At 71.6% G+C, this 18265-nt stretch carries 17 protein-coding genes; 1 reads left to right on the top strand and 16 read right to left on the bottom strand.

The window, feature by feature from the left end:
• Window positions 1-20 precede the first annotated feature (20 nt).
• From AB0H75_RS38625 to AB0H75_RS38550, 16 genes are all read right to left on the bottom strand, one after another.
• Complete coding sequence (locus tag AB0H75_RS38625; protein ID WP_367804709.1) at window positions 21-2576, bottom strand: phenylalanine--tRNA ligase subunit beta; 2556 nt, start codon at window positions 2574-2576, stop codon at window positions 21-23.
• Window positions 2576-3616 carry a phenylalanine--tRNA ligase subunit alpha gene (gene pheS / locus AB0H75_RS38620; RefSeq protein ID WP_367804798.1) on the bottom strand — a complete coding sequence of 347 codons (1041 nt, stop codon included), beginning with the start codon at window positions 3614-3616 and terminating at the stop codon, window positions 2576-2578. Before pheS ends, AB0H75_RS38625 begins: the two co-directional genes overlap by 1 nt.
• 141 nt (window positions 3617-3757) lie before the next feature.
• A complete protein-coding gene (locus AB0H75_RS38615; RefSeq protein ID WP_367804707.1) occupies window positions 3758-4852 on the bottom strand; it encodes an ATP-binding protein in 1095 nt (364 codons plus the stop codon).
• Between the two features lie 50 nt (window positions 4853-4902).
• Entirely contained in the window at window positions 4903-5706 is an 804-nt protein-coding gene (locus AB0H75_RS38610; RefSeq protein ID WP_367804705.1) for a TrmH family RNA methyltransferase, read from the bottom strand.
• A gap of 79 nt (window positions 5707-5785) precedes the next feature.
• Complete coding sequence (gene rplT, locus AB0H75_RS38605; protein ID WP_367804703.1) at window positions 5786-6169, bottom strand: 50S ribosomal protein L20; 384 nt, start codon at window positions 6167-6169, stop codon at window positions 5786-5788.
• 24 nt (window positions 6170-6193) lie between these two features.
• Complete coding sequence (gene rpmI, locus AB0H75_RS38600) at window positions 6194-6388, bottom strand: 50S ribosomal protein L35 (protein WP_113702878.1); 195 nt, start codon at window positions 6386-6388, stop codon at window positions 6194-6196.
• Window positions 6389-6513: 125 nt separating this feature from the next.
• On the bottom strand, window positions 6514-7119 hold the full coding sequence (infC, locus tag AB0H75_RS38595) for a translation initiation factor IF-3 (protein ID WP_367804796.1): 606 nt from the start codon (window positions 7117-7119) through the stop codon (window positions 6514-6516).
• A 366-nt stretch (window positions 7120-7485) separates the two neighbouring features.
• Window positions 7486-8337, bottom strand: coding sequence for a shikimate dehydrogenase (locus AB0H75_RS38590; protein WP_367804701.1), 852 nt, complete (start codon window positions 8335-8337; stop codon window positions 7486-7488).
• 165 nt (window positions 8338-8502) lie between these two features.
• The gene (gene mltG / locus AB0H75_RS38585) at window positions 8503-9663 is read right to left on the bottom strand and encodes an endolytic transglycosylase MltG (protein WP_367804699.1); all 1161 of its coding nucleotides are present in this window, start codon (window positions 9661-9663) and stop codon (window positions 8503-8505) included.
• Between the two features lie 211 nt (window positions 9664-9874).
• Entirely contained in the window at window positions 9875-11392 is a 1518-nt protein-coding gene (gene mltG / locus AB0H75_RS38580) for an endolytic transglycosylase MltG (RefSeq protein ID WP_367804697.1), read from the bottom strand.
• Between the two features lie 55 nt (window positions 11393-11447).
• Complete coding sequence (ruvX, locus tag AB0H75_RS38575) at window positions 11448-11927, bottom strand: Holliday junction resolvase RuvX (protein ID WP_367804695.1); 480 nt, start codon at window positions 11925-11927, stop codon at window positions 11448-11450.
• 1 nt (window position 11928) lies between these two features.
• Window positions 11929-14601: an alanine--tRNA ligase gene (alaS, locus tag AB0H75_RS38570; RefSeq protein ID WP_367804693.1), complete on the bottom strand. Its 2673-nt coding sequence runs from the start codon at window positions 14599-14601 to the stop codon at window positions 11929-11931.
• Between the two features lie 58 nt (window positions 14602-14659).
• A complete protein-coding gene (locus tag AB0H75_RS38565) occupies window positions 14660-14893 on the bottom strand; it encodes a hypothetical protein (RefSeq protein ID WP_367804691.1) in 234 nt (77 codons plus the stop codon).
• Window positions 14890-15279 carry a DUF948 domain-containing protein gene (locus tag AB0H75_RS38560; RefSeq protein WP_367804689.1) on the bottom strand — a complete coding sequence of 130 codons (390 nt, stop codon included), beginning with the start codon at window positions 15277-15279 and terminating at the stop codon, window positions 14890-14892. The genes AB0H75_RS38565 and AB0H75_RS38560 overlap by 4 nt, the downstream gene beginning before the upstream one ends.
• 88 nt (window positions 15280-15367) lie before the next feature.
• Window positions 15368-16672 carry a replication-associated recombination protein A gene (locus tag AB0H75_RS38555; protein WP_367804687.1) on the bottom strand — a complete coding sequence of 435 codons (1305 nt, stop codon included), beginning with the start codon at window positions 16670-16672 and terminating at the stop codon, window positions 15368-15370.
• A 9-nt stretch (window positions 16673-16681) separates the two neighbouring features.
• The gene (locus AB0H75_RS38550) at window positions 16682-17164 is read right to left on the bottom strand and encodes a hypothetical protein (RefSeq protein ID WP_367804685.1); all 483 of its coding nucleotides are present in this window, start codon (window positions 17162-17164) and stop codon (window positions 16682-16684) included.
• 168 nt (window positions 17165-17332) lie between these two features.
• Here AB0H75_RS38550 and AB0H75_RS38545 point away from each other — a divergent pair, with 168 nt between their 5' ends.
• A complete protein-coding gene (locus AB0H75_RS38545) occupies window positions 17333-18235 on the top strand; it encodes a peptidylprolyl isomerase (RefSeq protein WP_367804683.1) in 903 nt (300 codons plus the stop codon).
• Window positions 18236-18265 lie beyond the last annotated feature (30 nt).

The following is an 18265-nucleotide window of genomic DNA, read 5'->3' as shown; positions in this document are numbered from 1 at the left end:
GGCCCTCGGCCCGAGAAGGGTCAGGAGCTGCGTAGCTGGGCGCCCACGCGGTCGGCGGCCATCGCGACCGCCGCGTCCCGGGCCGCCGTCGTCTCCTCGGCCGTCAGCGTACGGTCGGGGGCGCGGAAGCGCATCGTGTAGGCGAGCGACTTGTTGCCCTCGCCCACCTGCTCCCCGGCGTACACGTCGAACAGCCGGATCGACTCCAGCAGCTCTCCGGCGCCGTCGCGCAGCGCCGCCTCGACGTCGGCCACCGGCGTGAAGTCGGGCACGATGAGCGCGACGTCCTGGGTGGCCACCGGGTAGGCGGACACCGCCGGCGTCTCGACCGGGCCGGGCATGGCCTGCTCCAGGCGCGTCAGCTCCAGCTCCATCGCCGCGGTGCGCGGCGGCAGCCCGTACGCCTCGACCACCCGAGGATGCAGCTCGCCGGCGTGCCCCACCAGCGTGTCGCCCACGTAGAGGGCGGCGCACCGGCCCGGGTGCCAGGGCTCGTGCTGGTCGGCGCTGATGGACAGCTCCACCCCGGCCTCCGCCGCCACCAGCCGCGCGGCCTGCACGGCGTCGGCCCAGGAGACCTGGCGGCCCTTGCCCCACCAGCCGGAGCGCTCGAACTCGCCGGCCAGCGCCACGGCGACCCGCACGGGCTGCTCGGGCAGCGCCGCCTCGATGGAGGCCAGCTCCTCGGGGGTCGGCCGCCGCTCGACGCCGAGCACCGGCGCGACCTCGGGGGCGTTCGGGCGCGGCCGGTAGACCGCTCCCGCCTCGAACAGCGCGACGTCGGGGAAGCCGCGCCCGACGTTGCGGACCAGGGTCTTGAGCAGCCCCGGCAGCAGCGTCGTGCGCATCAGCGGCTCGTCCTCCGACAGCGGGTTGGCCAGCCGTACGGCCGCGCGCCGCGCGTCCTCGGCCGGCAGCAGCAGCCGGTCGAAGTCGTCGGGGCTGACGAACGGGTAGCTCAGCACCTCGACGTAGCCGCCCTCGGCCAGCGCCCGGCCGGCCCGCCGGCGCAGCCGCTGGCCCTCGGTGAGCCCGGCTCCGGCGGGGGCGCCCGGCAGCACCGACGGCAGGTTCTCGTAGCCCTCCAGCCGGATGACCTCTTCGGCCAGGTCGTTGGGGTCGGTGAGGTCGGGCCGCCACGACGGCGGCGTCACCGTGATCATGTCGTCGCCGGTGACGGCCAGCCGGGCCGCGAGGGCGCCGCCGGTGACGACCCCGGTCGGGTCGACGCCGCCCTTGCGCACGGCGGCGTCGTCGCCGTTGACGACCACGCAGCCGACCTGCTCCAGGCGGGCGACCACGGTGTCCTTGGCGTAAGAGGTGCCGGCCACCCGCCCCGGGTAGCTCGCCGGGATCGCGATGCGCGCGGGCGTCACCTCGACCTCGGCGTGCGTGACCCCCGGCTGGATCGTGGCGCTGCCCAGCTCGGCCAGCATCCGCACGGCCTTCCAGGACGCGACCAGCGGCAGCTCGCGGTCGACGCCGCGCTCGAAGCGCTTGGACGCCTCCGACACCAGCCCGTGCCGCCGCGACTCGCGGGAGATGCCGGTGGCCGAGAAGTGGGCGGCCTCGATGACGATGTCGGTCGAGCCGTCGGAGATCTCGGTCTCCAGCCCGCCCATGGTGCCGGCCATCGAGATCGGGCCCGACTGGTCGGTGATGAGGATGTCGTCGGGGTCGAGCTCGCGTACGACGTGGTCGAGCGTCTCCAGCCGCTCGCCCGGCCGGGCTCGGCGCACGACGATCTCGCCCTGCAGCTTGGCCCGGTCGAAGGCGTGCAGCGGCTGCCCGAGCTCCAGCATCAGGTAGTTGGTGATGTCGACGGCCAGCGACACCGGCCGCATGCCGGCCCGGGACAGGCGGGTGCGCATCCACAGCGGGCTCGCGGCGGCCGGGTCGAAGCCGGTGACCTCGCGCAGCACGAACCGGTCGCAGGCCGTCGGGTCGGCGATCGAGGCCGGCCACGCCGGCTCGCTCCCGGCCGGCACCTCGACGTCGGCGGGATCGCGGAAGGCCACCCCGAACGCGGTGGCCGCCTCGCGCGCCACGCCCCGGATCGACAGCGCGTAGCCGATGTCGGGGGTGATCTCCAGCTCGATCACGTCGTCGCGCAGGCCGAGCAGCTCGACCACGTCCGCGCCGATCGGCGTGTCGGGGGGCAGCACCATGATGCCGCCGTGGTCGTCGCTCAGCCCGAGCTCGCGCTCGGAGCAGATCATGCCTTCCGACATGCGCCCGTACGTCTTGCGCGCCCCGACCTCGAACCCGCCGGGCAGCACGCCGCCGGGCAGGACGACGGGCACGCGGTCGCCGGCGGCGAAGTTCGTGGCGCCGCAGACGATCATGCGCGGCTCGGCCTCGCCGGTCTCGACCTTGCAGTGCCTGATCGGCTTCTTGAAGCCGGTCAGCTCCTCGACCTCCAGCACGTGGCCGACCACGACGTTCTTGACGTCGTGCCCGTGCGAGGTGATGGACTCCAGCTTGAGCCCGGCCGCGGTGAGCTTGTCGGCCACCTCGTGGGCGGTGACCGCCGGGAGATCGACATACTCCCGCAGCCAGGAGAGCGGGACCTTCATCAGATCTCCATTCCGAACGGGAGCGTGAAGCGCACGTCTCCTTCGACCATGTCACGCATGTCCTCGGCGTTGTGCCGGAACATCAGGGTCCGCTCGATGCCCATGCCGAAGGCGAACCCGGAGTAGCGCGAGGGATCGACGCCGCAGGCGACCAGCACCCGCGGGTTGACCATGCCGCAGCCGCCCCACTCGATCCAGCCCTCCGACTTGCAGGTGCGGCAGGGCGGGTTGCCGGGCACCGCCGAGGCGCCGCGGCAGACGAAGCACTTGAGGTCCATCTCGGCGGACGGCTCGGTGAACGGGAAGTAGTTGGGCCGGAACCGGGTGGTGATGCCCTTGCCGAACATGACCTCGGCGAACCGGTCGAGGGTGCCCTTGAGGTGGGCCATCGTCAGGCCCTCGTCCACGGCCAGCCCCTCGGTCTGGTGGAAGACCGGCGTGTGGGTGGCGTCGAGCTCGTCGGTGCGGAACGTCTTGCCCGGCGAGATGACGTAGACCGGCAGCTCGCGCTGGAGCAGCGCGCGGATCTGCACCGGCGAGGTCTGGGTGCGCAGCACCATGCCCGACTCGGTGGAGCCGACGAAGAACGTGTCGTGCTCGGAGCGGGCCGGGTGGTCCTTGGCGATGTTGAGCGCGTCGAAGTTGAACCACTCGCCTTCGAGCTCGGGCCCCTCGGCCACTTCGTAGCCCATGGCGACGAAGGCGTCGGCGATGCGCTCCTGCAGGGTGGTGAGCGGGTGGCGGGCGCCGCGCGGCCGGCGGTCCCACGGCAGGGTGACGTCGACGGTCTCCTCGACGAGCACCCGCGCGTCGCGCTCGGCCTCCAGCTCGGCCTGGCGGGCGGCCAGTGCCTCGTTGATCGCTCTGCGCGCGCCACCGACGCGCTTGCCCGCCTCGGCGCGGGCGGCCGGCGGCAGGGCGCCGATCTCGCGGTTGGCCAGGGCGATGGGCGAGCGGTCGCCCGCGTGCGCCAGCCTGGCCTGCTTGAGTGCGTCGAGGCTGTCGGCCGCCTTGATCGCCGCGATGGCGTCGGCCTCCATGCGCGACACCTCGTCGGCATGCAACGGTGTCACCTCGACGGGGTCGTAGTCAGACAAGAGTGAGCTCCGTATCCAGGGCTTGAGCGGAAAAGAGTCTAGTGGGGTCGGCCCACCGGCCCCGCATTCCGCCTGCCGGGCCTGTCAGACCGAGGTGGCGAAGTCGGGCGTGCCGGTGGGCACGGTAAATCGGAACTCCGCCCCGCCCTCGGGCGCCCGCTGCACGGTGATCGTGCCGCCGTGGGCCTCGACCAGGCCCTTCACGATGAACAGGCCGAGCCCGGTGCCGCCGCGGCGGCGGCTGTTGCCGCCCCGCCAGAACTGCCGGAAGACGCGCGTGGCCAGCTCGGGCTCGATGCCCTCACCCTCGTCGCGCACCGACACGGCGACTCCCCATTCGACGGACTCGATCTCCATTGTCACGGTGCCACGCCCGTGGCGCAGCGCATTTTCCACCAGGTTACTCAGGATCTGGTCAATTTTGTCCTGGTCGAGCCAGGTCTCGGGCAGGTCGTCGTGGACGACGAGCCGGAAGCGCTCCTCCGGCTCGCCCGCCGCGACGCGGCCGTCGATGATGCGGCGGGCGCGGGCGGGCAGATCGACGACCTGGCGGCGCACCTCCAGCCGCCCGGACTCGATGCGGGAGACGTCGAGCAGCTCGGTGATGAGCCGGGTGACGCGATCGGCGTCGTTGTTGACGGTCTCCAGCATCACGCGCTTCTGCTCGTCGGTCAGGCGGCTCCACTTGGCCAGCAGGGTCGCGGTGAAGCCCTTGACGCTGGTCAGCGGCGAGCGCAGCTCGTGGGCGACGGTCGAGACCAGGTCGGCGCGGCTGCGCTCCAGCCGGGCGCGGGCGCCGCCGTCGCGCAGGGTGATCGTGACGCGCTCGACCTCGCCGCCGCGCTCGGGCTCGCGGACCAGCCGGGCGGCGACGTGGAGCTCCTGCCCGCCCGGCAGGTGCAGCGGCCGCTCGGGCGCCCGGACGCGGGTGCTCAGCCCGCCCTCGGGGTCGAGCGCCTTCCACCAGTCGCGGCCGTCGTGGTCGCGGAAGGGGAACACGTCGCTCATGTGCCGGCCGACCGCGCGCTCCGCGCGGACCCCGGTGAGCCGGGCGGCGGCGCGGTTGACGGTCAGCACGCACCCATATCGGTCGGTCACGATAAGGCCGTCGGGAAGGTCGTCGATGGCTATCGTGCACGCGGCGGCCACTACTTGCCCGTCGGTTTCTGCGCCGTGCACGACCTCGCCTCCTCCGCCTACAACGCCGACAATAGCGGGTTTCCGCCCGCCTAGGGCACCCGCTGGGCCCTGGCTGAGGAGTAAAGGCATACCGCCGCGGCGGTGGCCAGGTTGAGACTTTCAGCCTGTCCGTAGATGGGCACTCTGACCACATCGTCCGCCTCGGCGCGTATCTCCTCCGGCAGTCCCCAGGCCTCGTTGCCGAAGATCCACGCGGTGGGACCCGCCAGATCGACGTCGTCGAGCGTCTGCTTGCCCGAGCCGTCGGCCGCCAGCACCCGCAAGCCTCGTTCCTTGAGTTGACGCACGGTGGGGCTCACCGGTGCACCAATGACGACGGGCAGATGAAAAATGCTGCCCGCGCTGGCGCGTACGCACTTGCCGTTGTAGGGGTCCACGGAGGCGTCGGTGAACACCACCGCGTCCGCTCCCGCGGCGTCGGCCGCCCGCATGACCGTGCCGGCGTTGCCCGGGTCGCGTACGTGGGCGAGCACCGCCACCAGCTTCGGCTCCCCCTCCAGCGCCCGCTCCAGCGGCACGTGCACGAGCCCGCAGACCGCGACCAGCCCCTGCGGGGTGACGGTCTGGGTCAGCTCGGCCATGACCTCGCCGCTGGCCCGGTGCACGGGCACGCCCCGCAGCGTGGCCTCGGTGATCAGCTCGGGGTGGCGCAGCTCGGCCTCGGCCGTGGTGAACAGCTCCAGGGTGACGCCCTCCAGCCGCAACGCCTCGCGGACCGCCTGCGGCCCCTCGGCCAGGAACTTGCGGTCCTGGTCGCGGAAGGCGCGCTTGGTGAGCCGGCGCGCGGCCTTCACCCGCGGCGACTTCACGTTGGTCAGCTCGGACCCGGCCATGCGTTCCCCCTGGGGTCGTTCACATACGGCGAAGGGCCCACCGTCAACGGTGGGCCCTCACGAGAAAATGCTCGGCTCGTCAGCTCGCGGCCGGCGCGTTCACGTTCGCCGGCAGCGCCTTCTTGGCGGCCTCGACGAGCGTGGCGAAGGTCTGGCTGTCGTTGATCGCGAGATCGGCGAGGATCTTGCGGTCGACCTCGATGCCGGCCAGGCGCAGGCCCTGGATCAGGCGGTTGTACGTCATGCCGTTCTGCCGGGCCGCGGCGTTGATCCGCTGGATCCACAGGCGGCGGAAGGCGCCCTTGCGGTCCTTGCGGTCACGGTAGGCGTAGGTCATCGAGTGGAGCATCTGCTCCTTGGCCTTGCGGTACAGCCGCGACCGCTGGCCGCGGTAGCCGCTGGCCCTTTCGAGGACGACCTTGCGCTTCTTCTTGGCGTTGAGCGCCCGCTTCACGCGTGCCATGTTTCTTCTCCCCGGGGAATCGCGCTACTTAGCGAGCAGCTTCTTGATCTTCTTGGTGTCGGCGTCGGAAAGGACGACCTCGTTCTTGAGACGGCGCGTCAGCGTGGACGACTTCCACTCGTTGTAGTGCGCGCGGTTGGCACGGCGACGCTTGATCTTGCCGGTGCCGGTGAGCCGGAACCGCTTCTTCGCACCACTGTGCGTCTTCATCTTCGGCATGTCGCCGTCTCTCCTCGTTTCGGTCGTGCCGGTGGCCGGGCCGGTGGTGGCCGACCCGGTCGCGGCGTCTTTCGTCTGCCGGTGGCTGGCTCGGGGTGCTCTGTAAGGCTAACCCCGGCCCGAGGTCAGGCTTCCTGTGGGGAAGTCTCCTCTGCGGAGGTCGCCTCGTCGCCGCCACGCTGGGCCTTGGCCGCGGCCTTCTCGGCCTTGGCCTCGGCCTTCTTCTTGTGCGGACCGATCACCATGATCATGTTACGGCCGTCCTGCTTGGCGTGGGACTCCACGAAGCCGAGCTCCTGGACGTCGTCCGCGAGCCGCTGCAGCAGCCGGAAGCCGAGCTCCGGGCGGGACTGCTCGCGTCCACGGAACATGATCGTGACTTTGACCTTGTCCCCCGCCTTGAGGAACCGCACCACGTGACCCTTCTTGGTCTCGTAGTCGTGCGGGTCGATCTTCGGCCGGAGCTTGATCTCCTTGATGATCGTGTGCGCCTGATTCTTGCGCGCCTCGCGCGCCTTCATCGCGGACTCGTACTTGAACTTGCCGTAGTCCATGAGCTTGCACACGGGCGGTCGAGCCGTGGCCGCGACCTCGACCAGGTCGAGATCGGCCTCCTGGGCGAGCTTCAGGGCGTCGTGAATCGAGACGATGCCGACCTGCTCACCGTTCGGGCCCACGAGGCGAACCTCGGGAACTCGGATACGCTCGTTGATGCGGGGCTCAGTGCTGATGGGGCCTCCTAGGTTTGCGATCCCTACGTGCTCGTCGCGCGGGAGGCTTTTCGCGTTACCCCTAACGCGAAAAGCCCCGCACGTCGCGCATGCGGGGCCACTGAGCTCTATGGCTTTCGTGGCCTCGAGCTCCCCGGAGTAGTCCGGCGTGATCCTGGACCCGGCCACCTGGGGCGACTCGGGTGGGAGGGAGACCTCCGCTTGCGCGTCCAGCAAGGCATGCCGGACCGATCAGGGAGCTACATTACCACAACCATCGGAGCGGCTCGAATCTTCCCGACGGGCACGAGTTCCTGGCCGGGACGGGTTCCCGGCGGGGACGCCCGCCGCTCGTCACGGGTTCCCGGCGGGGACGCCCGCCGCTCGTCACGGGAGCGCGGCCCGCCTGCGGATCTCGGCCTCGCCGGCCGCGCGCATGGCCTCCACCGGCACGTCGGCGCGCCCGGTCATCAGCTCCACCTGCCGCACCGCCTGGTGCAGCAGCATCGCGAACCCGCCGACCACCGTGCCGCCCGCCGCCGCGACGGCCGCGGCCGCCCGGGTCGGCCACGGCGAGTAGACCACGTCGAACAGCGCGGGCACCCCCGCCAGCCGGTCGGCGAAGCCGTCGGCCGCGCCGCCCGGCAGCGTCGAGACCACGAGATCGACCCCGGTGAGCGCGTCGAGCTTGTCGAACGTCTCCACCGCCAGCGCCACGCCCAGCCGCTCGGCGACCTCGGCCGTCCCGCCCGCGCGGGCGGGATCGCGCACCAGGAGGGTGGCCGCGTACAGCCCGAGGTTGCGCAGCGCGGCGAGCGCGGAGGCCGCGGTGGCGCCGCCGCCGAGCACAACGGCCGAGCGCGGCGCGGGCACCCCGGCCTCGGCCAGCGCCTGCTCGATGCCGTGGATGTCGGTGTTGTCGCCGTGGCGGCGGCCGTCGCGGAACACCACCGTGTTGGCCCCGCCGACCTCGACGGCCGCCTCGGAGACGGTGTCGAGCAGCGGCAGCACGGCGCGCTTGAGCGGCATCGTCAGCGACAGCCCGGCCCAGACGCCGTCCTCGCCGGGCTCCTCGCCGCGCACCGGGGCCAGCTCGCCCAGCAGCTCCGGCAGCCGCGCCTCGTCGCACTCGAACGCCTCGTAGCTCCACCCGGCCAGCCCCATCTCCCGGTAGGCGGCCCGGTGCAGGTGCGGCGAGAGCGAATGGGCGATGGGCGACCCCATCACGGCAGCTCGCATCCGCGCTCCTTCCCCCCTCACGAACACGACGACCCTATCGCGGGCCGCGCGGGCCCCGTCCGGCCTTCCGGACGGCACCGCCCACCCGCGCGGGCGGCGCGGGTGGGCGGTGCCGGTGTACCGGTGTGCCGGAGCGCGGGGCCGGTCGGCCGCCTGTTGGGGCGGTCAGCCGCCGCAGCCGCCGTTGGCGGCGCACTTGGCGAGCAGCGCCTGCCGCTCGGCTTCGGTGGTGGCGAACTCGGTGACGCCGCTCTTGGGGTCGGTGGCCACGAAGAACAACCACGGGCCCTTGGCCGGGTTGAGCGCGGCCTCGATGGCGTGGTCGCCGGGGTTGGAGATCGGGCCCGGCGGCAACCCCTGGTGCATGTAGGTGTTGTACGGGGACTTGGTCTGCAACTCGGCGTGGGTCGCGTAGGTGCGGTACTTGCCGAGCGCGTACATCACCGTGCTGTCCATGGACAGCGGCATCGGCGGGTCGCGCTCCAGCCGGTTGTAGATGACGCGGGCGATCTTCGGCATGTCCTCGGCCCGGCCGGCCTCGGCCTGGATGATGCTGGCGATGACGACGATCTCCTGCGGCTTACGCTTGAGCGCCTTGGCCGCGCTCTCCAGGTCGACCCGCTCGGCCGTCTGGTTGAACCGCTCGACCATCGCGGCGAGCATCTGCTTGGCCGTGGTCTTCGGCTGGAACTGGTAGGTCGCCGGGAAGGCGTACCCCTCCAGCTTGCCCCTCGCGTACGGCGGCAGGTCGTCGCCGAGCTGCCGGGACGCGGTCTGGAACTCCTTGACCGGCTTGCCGGTCTGCTCGGCCAGCTTGACGAAGGTGTCGGACAGCCGCAGCCCCTCCGGGAGCCGTACCGTCTCCAGCAGCTTGTTGTCCGGGGTGAGCGCGGCCACGGCGGCCGCCGCCGACATCTGCTTGCGCATCTTGTAGGAGCCCGGCTGCAACGAGCCGCTCTTGTTGGCGTTGCCGATCGCGGTGGTGAACGCCCTGGCGCTGGCGACGACCCCCTGCTTCTCCAGCTCCTGCGCCACCTCCGACGCGCTCTGGCCGTCCTTGATCTCGACGACGACCTCGCCGGTGCCCTGGCCGGTGTAGTCGTCGGGCACGAGGGCGTCGCTGAGCCAGAGGTAGCCGTAGTAGCCGCCACCGCCGATGATGCCCGCCAGCACGACGAAGGCGAGCAGCGGCGCGATGAACCGGCCCCGGCTGCGGCGGCGCCGGCGTCTGCGGCCGCCGCGCCCGCCGGAGGCGCGGGAGCGTCGCCGGGGTTGACCTTCGTCATCCTCGGCGCCGAGCAGCGTGTTCAGATCGAGGTCGCTCATAGGTTCGCAGGCCAATCTCCCGGTACGGCCGGTCGGGAGTCAAGAGGAAGTGCCCAACCGGCAGCTTTCACCGAGTGAATTCGGGGGGTCCGCCGGGCACGCGGCCATGACCAGCGGGGATCACTCTGGGTAGCCATGCTAGAGGACGGGAAGAGGACGCGCGCCCCTTTCAAGGGCTTTTGCGCAGGAACGAAGGGGGGTCCGTCGAACATCAGCTCGTCCCGAGGTTCTTGTTCAACTCTTCCCGGTATCTCACGAACTCGCTCTCTTTGTCGGTGAATTTGGTGATTCTATGCGCCGGATCCGTCGTCACAAACCAGTGCCAATCACCCTTGGCCGGGTGCAGAGCCGCCACCAGCGCCTTCTCACCGGGATTGGCGATGGGCCCCGGCGGCAGTCCCCTCCGGTGGTAGGTGTTGTACGGAGAGTTGACCTTGGTGTCGTTCTCGGTCACTCTCAGCGTCCGGCGGTTCTGTGCGTACAGGACGGTGCTGTCGAGTTCCAGCGGGGTGCCCCGCCGCAATCGGTTGTAGATCACTCTAGCGATCTTGGGATAGTCCGCGTCCCTGCCGCCCTCGGCCTCGATCACGCTGGCCGTCGTCACGACCTCCAGCGGCGTCAGGTTCAGCCGGGCCGCCTCCTCGGCCAGCCGGACCTTCCTGGCCGCGGCGCCGAAGCGCTCGACCATGGCCGCCAGCACGTCCACCGCGGTGTCGCCCGGCTCGATGTCGTAGGTGGCCGGGAACAGGAAACCCTCCAGGCCGGGCGCGTACGACGGCAGGCCGACCAGGGCGCTGTCCACCGCCCGCAGCTCCTTGAGCGGCAGACCGGCACCGGTGGCCAGGCGGGCCAGCACCTCGCTCGTCCGCAGGCCCTCGGGGACGGTCACCCGCCTGACGATCCGGGAGACGGGGTCCAGCAGCAGGTCCAGCGCCGCCGCGGCGGCCATGCCCTTGCGCAGGCGGTAGGAGCCGGGGTGCAGCCGCCCGGTCACCGCCCGGTTCTCCGTCTCGCGTACGAACGACTGGGCACTCGCCACCACCCCGGCGTCGGCCAGCGCCGAGCCGATGGCCTGGGCGCTGGAACCGGGCGAGATCCGGACCGTCACCGTGCCCTCGCCGCCGCCGGTGAAGTCGGCGGGGCTGAGGTACGGCTTGAGCACGGCGATCGCGCCGGCGCCGACAGCGACCAGCGCCGCCACCAGCCCGGCGGCTACCAGCCCCGCCTTCCGCACGGCCCTCCGCCGCTCCCCCGGCCTCGCGGCATCCCGCTCGCGAACCACCCGGTCGTCCTGAGCCACCAGCCCCTCGTCCTCCTCGCGCCCCGGCCCCTCGGCCCGGACCACCGGACCTTCGCTCCGCTCATGACCCGGATCCCCGGCCCGGGACACGGGGGTCTCGCCCCAGCGCCTGGGCGTCTGGTTCTCGCCCTGGGTTGCGGGCGGCGGCGTATGGCCCCCGGGGGTCGAGGTGTGATCGTCCGAGTGGGGTGCCGGGCCGGTGGTGCGGGCCGGCGTGGTGCGGGCCGGCGTGGTGCCGGGCGCGGGTGGTGGGGCGGACGCCGCTGCCGCCTCGGTCGTTCCGCCGGACGGTCCGTCCGCGGCGCGGTCACCGGCATGGGCGCTGGTCGAGTCGCCGGCCGGGGCGGTAGCCGGGGCGTCGGCAGGGGCGAACGGGATCATGTCGCCGAGGTCCTGGTCCTCGGGCGGGTCGTTCGGTGTCGTGTTCACGCGGTCACCGCCTCGGCGGCGCCCGCCGCGCTCCCCCGCCCCGTGGGCCGCCGGCTCATTGGGCAGGTCCGTCGGCCGCCTGGGGCGGTTCGACGGGCCTGCCTGGTGGTCTGTCTGTGGCGCGTTCGGAGTCGAGCGCGTCCTGCAGAAGCACGACGGCCGCCGCCTGGTCGACGACGCCCCGCTGCTTCTTGGCCTTGACGCCGCTGGCCCGCAGCCCGTGCTGGGCGGCGACGGTGGTCAGCCGCTCGTCGAACAGCCGTACGGGGGTGGGCGCGAGCCGGGCGGCGAGCCGGGCCGCGTACGCGCGGGCCAGCTCGGCCGCCTGCCCCTCGCGCCCGGACAGCGACCGGGGCAGCCCCACCACGACCTCGATCGCCTCGTGCTCGGCGACGATCGCGGCGATACGGTCGAGGTCGCCCTTGCCCCGCCGGACGGTCTCGACCGGCGTGGCCAGCATCCCCGAAGGGTCGCTGCGGGCCACGCCGACGCGTACGGAGCCGACGTCCACGCCGATCCGCGAACCGAACCTCATGTCAGCCGATCTGCCCCACGATGGCCTCATCGACCAGGCGCAACGCCTCGCCGATCGCCTCCGGCCGGGTGCCACCACCCTGCGCGACATCATCCTTGCCGCCACCGCCACCTCCGAGCGCCTTGGCGGCGACGCCGACCAGTCGCCCGGCCTTGAGCCCTCGCTCGCGTCCCGCCTCGTTGACCGCGGCAACGACCACAGGCCGGTCGGAGGGGACACCGGCGATCACGACGACCGCCGGCCTGTCGGACGGGAACCTGCCACGCACATCAAGCGCGAGCTTACGCAGGTCGTCGGCACCGGTGCCATCAGGCGCGCGGTGTGTCACGACGGAGACGCCCTGCTGGTCGCGCGCCTGCGCCACCAGCTCGCCCGCCACCGCCAGCACCTGCGCCGAGCGCAGCTTCTCCAGCTCCTTCTCGGCCGTGCGCAGCCGGGTGACGATGCCGTCGATGCGCTCGGGCAGCTCCTCGCGGCGCGCCTTGAGCTGCTCGGTGAGCTGGTGGACCAGCACGCTCTCGCGCGCCAGGAAGCGGAAGGCGTCGAGGCCGACGAGCGCCTCGACGCGCCGCACGCCCGCGCCGACCGACTGCTCGCCGAGCACCTTGACCAGGCCGAGCTGGCCGGAGCTGTGGACGTGGGTGCCGCCACACAGCTCGCGCGAGTAGTCGCCGATCTCGACCACGCGGACCTCGTCGCCGTACTTCTCGCCGAACATCGCCAGCGCGCCCATCGCCCGCGCCTCCGCCTGGGAGGTGTAGAAGGCGTTGACCTTGAGGTCGTTGATGAGCACGGCGTTGACTTCGTCCTCGACGTCGCGCAGCACGCTGGGCGGCACCGCGCCCGCCGAGGTGAAGTCGAAGCGGAAGCGGCCGGGTGAGTTCTCGGAGCCCGCCTGCGCCGCCGTCTCGCCGAGCGCGTTCTTGAAGCCGCGGTGGACGAGGTGGGTCGCGCTGTGGCTGCGCGAGATCGCGCGGCGGCGCTCGACGTCGATCTCCGCCTGCGCCTCGTCGCCGATCTTCAGCTCGCCGTTGCGGACCTTGCCGCGGTGGACGATGAGCCCCGCGATCGGCTGCTGCACGTCGGTGACCTCGACCTCGGCGCCGCCGGTGCGGATGACGCCCTGGTCGGCGAGCTGGCCGCCGCCCTCGGCGTAGAACGGGGTGCGCGCGAGCACGACCTCGACCGTGCTGCCCGCGCCCGCCGCCGGGACGGACGCGCCGTCCACGAGGATGCCGACGACGCTGGTGTCGGCCTGGGTCTCGTCGTAGCCGAGGAACTCGACCTTGCCCGCCGCCTCCAGCATCTGCCCGAACACCGAGATGTCGGCGTTGCCGGTCTTCTTCGCCGCGGCGTCGGCCTTGGCCCGCTGCCGCTGCTCCTTCATGAGCCGGCGGAAGCCCTCCTCGTCGACCTGGAGGCCCTGCTCGGCCGCCATCTCCAGGGTGAGGTCGATCGGGAAGCCGTAGGTGTCGTGGAGCTGGAACGCCTGGTCGCCGGAGATCGTGGAGCCGGACCTGCGCCTGGTCTCCTCGACCGCCACGTCGAAGATCGCGGTGCCGGTGCGCAGCGTGCCGAGGAAGCTCGCCTCCTCGGCGTCGATGACCGCGTGGATCTGCGGCGCGTCGGTCTTGAGCTCGGGGTACTGCTCGCCCATGACGTTGATCGCGACGTCGGTGAGCTCGTGCATGTAGCGCTCGTCGCCGGAGCCGAGCAGGCGCAGGTTGCGCACCGAGCGGCGCAGGATGCGGCGCAGGACGTAGCCGCGGCCCTCGTTGCCGGGCAGCACGCCGTCGGCGACCAGCATGGTGCCGGTGCGCACGTGGTCGGCGACGACCCGCAGGCTCACGTCGGAGCGCCGGTCGTGCCCGTAGCGGGTCTTGGTGAGCTCGGCCGCCTTGTCGAGGATCTTGTAGGTGGTGTCGATCTCGTAGATGTTGTCGACGCCCTGCAGGATCGCCGCCATGCGCTCCAGGCCCATGCCGGTGTCGATGTTCTTGGCGGGCAGCTCGCCGGCCACGTCGAAGTCGACCTTCGAGCGCACCGCGCTGAGCGTGTACTGCATGAAGACGAGGTTCCACACCTCGAGGTAGCGGTCCTCGTCGGCGACGGGGCCGCCCTCCTTGCCGTGCTCGGGGCCGCGGTCGTAGTAGATCTCCGAGCAGGGGCCGCCGGGACCGGGCACGCCCATGTGCCAGTAGTTGTCCTCCAGGCCGCGGCGCTGGATGCGGTGCTCGGGCAGGCCGACCTTGTTGCGCCAGACGTCGTACGCCTCGTCGTCGTCGTGGTAGACCGTCGCCCACAGTTTGTCCTCGGGGAAGCCGAAGCCGCCGTCGGACTGGGAACGGGTCAGCAGCTCCCACGCGAACGGGATCACCTCGGACTTGAAGTAGTCGCCGAAGGAGAAGTTGCCGAGCATCTGGAAGAACGTCGCGTGCCGGGTGGTCTTGCCGACCTCGTCGATGTCGGGGGTGCGCACGCACTTCTGGGCGGTGGCCAGCCGGGACGCCGGAGGCTTACGCTGCCCCAGGAAGTACGGCTTGAACGGCACCATACCGGCAGGAACCAGGAGAAGCGTGGGGTCCTCAGCGATCAGGCTGGCCGAGGGCACGACCTTGTGCCCACGCTCCTCGAAGAAGCGCAGGAAGCGGCGGGCGATCTCTGCCGACTCCATGGTGGCCATCCTTTGCGTTAGTCAGTCGTGTCGGGTCGTGTCGGGGTCGCGGGTCTCGTCAGCGGGGGGTGTCTTCAGCCTGGTCGAGCCCGAAGCGTGCCCGCAACTCGGTTTCGCGCGCGGCGGCCTCGCCGAGCGCGTCCGAGGTAAAGTCTCTCACCCGCTGGAGCATGCCCGCCGCGCCGGCGGCGGTGCGGCGGGCGACGTGTTCGGGATGCAGCGCCTGCAGCCTGCGCACCACCCAGAGGGCCAGGAACGCGCCGAGCGACAGGTAGAACAGCCGCCGGATCATCTGACCCGCCCCGATCGCGCGTTGCCGCGCCTGACCGGCCGGCGGGCCTCGATGGCCCGGCGCATGCCGTAGCTCAGCGACGACACCTTGATCAGCGGGCCGGTGAACACGGTCTCGGTGACCGCGCTCAGCCTGGCGGCGTGGCCGCTGACCTGCTTGGCGTCGCGGGCGATGGCCTCGATCGCCACGAGCTGCCTGTTGGTCTCGTTGACGGTGACGCTCACGTCGTCGAGCAGGGGGGCCAGACGGTTGTTGAGGTCGGAGACCGCCTTGGTGGTCTCCTTGAGCAGCCGGGCGAGCTTGACGAGCACCATGGACAGAACGCAGACCAGGACAATCCAACCCGTGGCGGCGATCAGCCCGGCGACCTCTCCCGCGGTTAGCATCCGCTCATCTCCCTTTTGCGCTGGGCCGGAACGGCAAGACCCTATCGCGTCCGGGTGACAAGGGTGGTGAACGAAGCCCAGTGCCGGGTCAGGAGCCGCCGCGCAGGAAGTCGCGGATCTTGGCCCAGCGGTCGGCGACGGGGGCCTCGGCGCCGTGCCGGGTGGGCTCGTAGTAGCGCCGCTCGCGCACCTGCTCGGGCGCGTAGTCCTGGCGGACGAGCCCGTGCTCGAAGTCGTGCGGGTACTTGTAGCCGCCGCCGTGGCCGAGCTTGGCCGCCCCGGGGTAGTGGGCGTCGCGCAGGTGGCCGGGCACCTGGCCGATCAGCCCCTTGCGGACGTCGCCGACCGCCGCGCCGATGGCCTTGACGACGGCGTTGGACTTGGGGGCCAGCGCGCAGTGGATGACGGCGTGGGCGAGGTTGATCTGCCCCTCGGGCAGCCCGATGAGCTGGACGGCCTGGGCGGCGGCCACGGCGGTCTGCAGGCAGGTGGGGTCGGCCATGCCGACGTCCTCGCTGGCGAAGATGACGATGCGGCGCGCGATGAAGCGGGGGTCCTCGCCGGCCTCGACCATGCGGGCGAGGTAGTGGAGCGCGGCGTCGGCGTCGGAGCCGCGCATCGACTTGATGAACGCGCTGATCACGTCGTAGTGCTGGTCGCCCTGGCGGTCGTAGCGCACGGCGGCCTTGTCGACGGCCTTCTCGACGACCTCCACGGTGATGTCCTGGGCCAGCAGCGCCGCCGCCTCCAGGTAGGTCAGCGACCTGCGCGCGTCGCCGCCGGCCAGCCGTACGAGGTGCTCCAGCGCCTCGGGGGCCAGCGTGTGCCGCCCGCCGAGCCCGCGCGGCTCGGCCACGGCGCGCTCCAGCACGGCGCGGATGTCGTCGTCGGTCAGGGACTCCAGGGTGAGCAGCAGCGAGCGCGACAGCAGCGGCGAGATGACGGAGAAGTACGGGTTTTCGGTGGTGGCGCCGATGAAGGTGACCCAGCGGTTCTCGACGGCGGGCAGCAGGGCGTCCTGCTGGGCCTTGTTGAAGCGGTGCACCTCGTCCACGAACAGCACGGTCTGGCGGCCGGTCATGCCCAGCTCGCGGCGGGCGTCGTCGATGGCGGCGCGTACGTCCTTGACGCCGGCCGAGACGGCGGAGATCTCCACGAAGCGGCGCTTGGTGACGTTGGAGACGACGTAGGCCAGCGTGGTCTTGCCGGTGCCGGGCGGCCCCCACAGGAACAGCGACATGGGGGCCTCGCTCTCGACCAGGCGGCGCAGCGGGGTGCCGGAGCCGAGCAGGTGGCGCTGGCCGATGACCTCGTCGAGGGTGCGCGGGCGCATGCGCACCGCCAGCGGCTGCGGCGTGGCTTCCTCGGCCGCCGAGTCGAACAGGCTATCCACAACGCGAGATTACATGCCCCAAACCGCCCTCGCGCCCGAGTCCCCGGCCATGAAGCAGAAGGAGCCGGCCACGGCCGCCAGCGCGAGCGTCAGCCCGGACAGCGTCACGGTGACGGGGCGGCCGAAGCGGTCGCGGCCGACGGAGCCGCGGGCCGGGCGGGTGGCGATCACGAGCAGCAGCGTGACGGCGGCCAGGCCGAGCACCGCCAGCAGGAGCGGGACGGCGAAGCTCTCGTGGGTGGCGATGCGCTCGCCGAGCTGCCCTTCGGCGGTGGCGAAGCGGGCGGCCCTGAGGCTCTCGCCGCTCTGCCTGGCGGCGAGGACGGCCGCGGGCGCGGCCAGGGACAGCAGCACGGCGGCCCAGGCCACGTACGGCCGCCACCGCGGCACCAGCGCGTGGACCGCGGACACCGCGACGAGCAGCGGCGTCAGGACGACGGCGAAGTGGACGATCAAGGCGTGGGCGGGCAGGCCCAGGATCTGGTCGAACATGGCGGCTCCCTAGTGCTCAATTCAACTACGTTCGGGAGCGTCCAGAAGTTCGGCACCTCACAAGTCGCACATCTCGGCTTTCGCCACTTACGTCCGGCACATATCGGAGGCCGGTAGCATGCGCGGAGTTGTTTGGTCATGTGTCGGCAAAGATGAAGGAGACAAGCGGTGAGCGGCGAAGACCGCAAGAGCGATCTGGCGCGGGAGCACAAGGAGCGGCAGGAGAAGCGCGCGGCGGCCGAGCAGTCCTCCACGGCGAAGCGGAACACCTTCATCGGCGCGGGCGTGGCCGTGGCGGTCGTGGCCGGCGGCATCTTCGCCGCCACCACGCTGGGCGGCAACGACGATCCGCGGAACGTTGCGGCGGAGAGCAGCCCGTCGGCCTCGGCGTCGGCCTCGGCCTCGGCCTCGGCCTCGGTGCCGATCGTGCCCAGCACCCCGGCGAAGGCGGGGCCGGTGACGTGCACGTACAAGCGTGACGACTCGGTGCCCAACAAGTTCGTGGGCCTGCCGGGCAAGAAGCCCAACATGAAGCTGAAGAAGATGACGATCACCTTCAACACCGGCAAGGTCGTCGTCGATCTCATGACCGACGCGGCGCCCTGCACGGTCAACTCGCTCAGCTTCCTGAACAAGAAGCACTTCTACGACAACATGAAGTGCCACCGCCTGGTCACCCCGGACGTCGCCGGCGTGCACCTGCTGCAGTGCGGCGACCCGCAGGCCAAGGCCGACGGCAAGAACCCGACCGACGGCCAGGGCACGGCCGGCTACGTCTACGGCGACGAGAACACCGAGATCCCGCCGGCCAAGGGCGTGGTGTTCATGTCCCAGCCGGGCGACGCGATGGGGCAGAACAACAGCCAGTTCGTCTTCTCGCTGTCGGACGAGAACACGCAGATCGGCGCCGGCTTCTCCACCGTGGGCGTGGTCAGCGAGGGCCTGGACATGCTGGTCGGCCTGGCCAAGAACGGCGGCGACCTGATCGTCAACGAGGCCGACATCACCGGCGACGGCGGCACCACCGCCCCCAAGAACCCGGTGATCATCAAGAACATCAAGTTCTCCTGACCGTCGCGGAAGGCGGGCACCGGCACACGA

It is taken from the genome of Nonomuraea sp. NPDC050783, assembly GCF_040802095.1.
GTDB lineage: Bacteria > Actinomycetota > Actinomycetes > Streptosporangiales > Streptosporangiaceae > Nonomuraea.
This window is presented reverse-complemented; position numbering and strand designations above follow the sequence as displayed.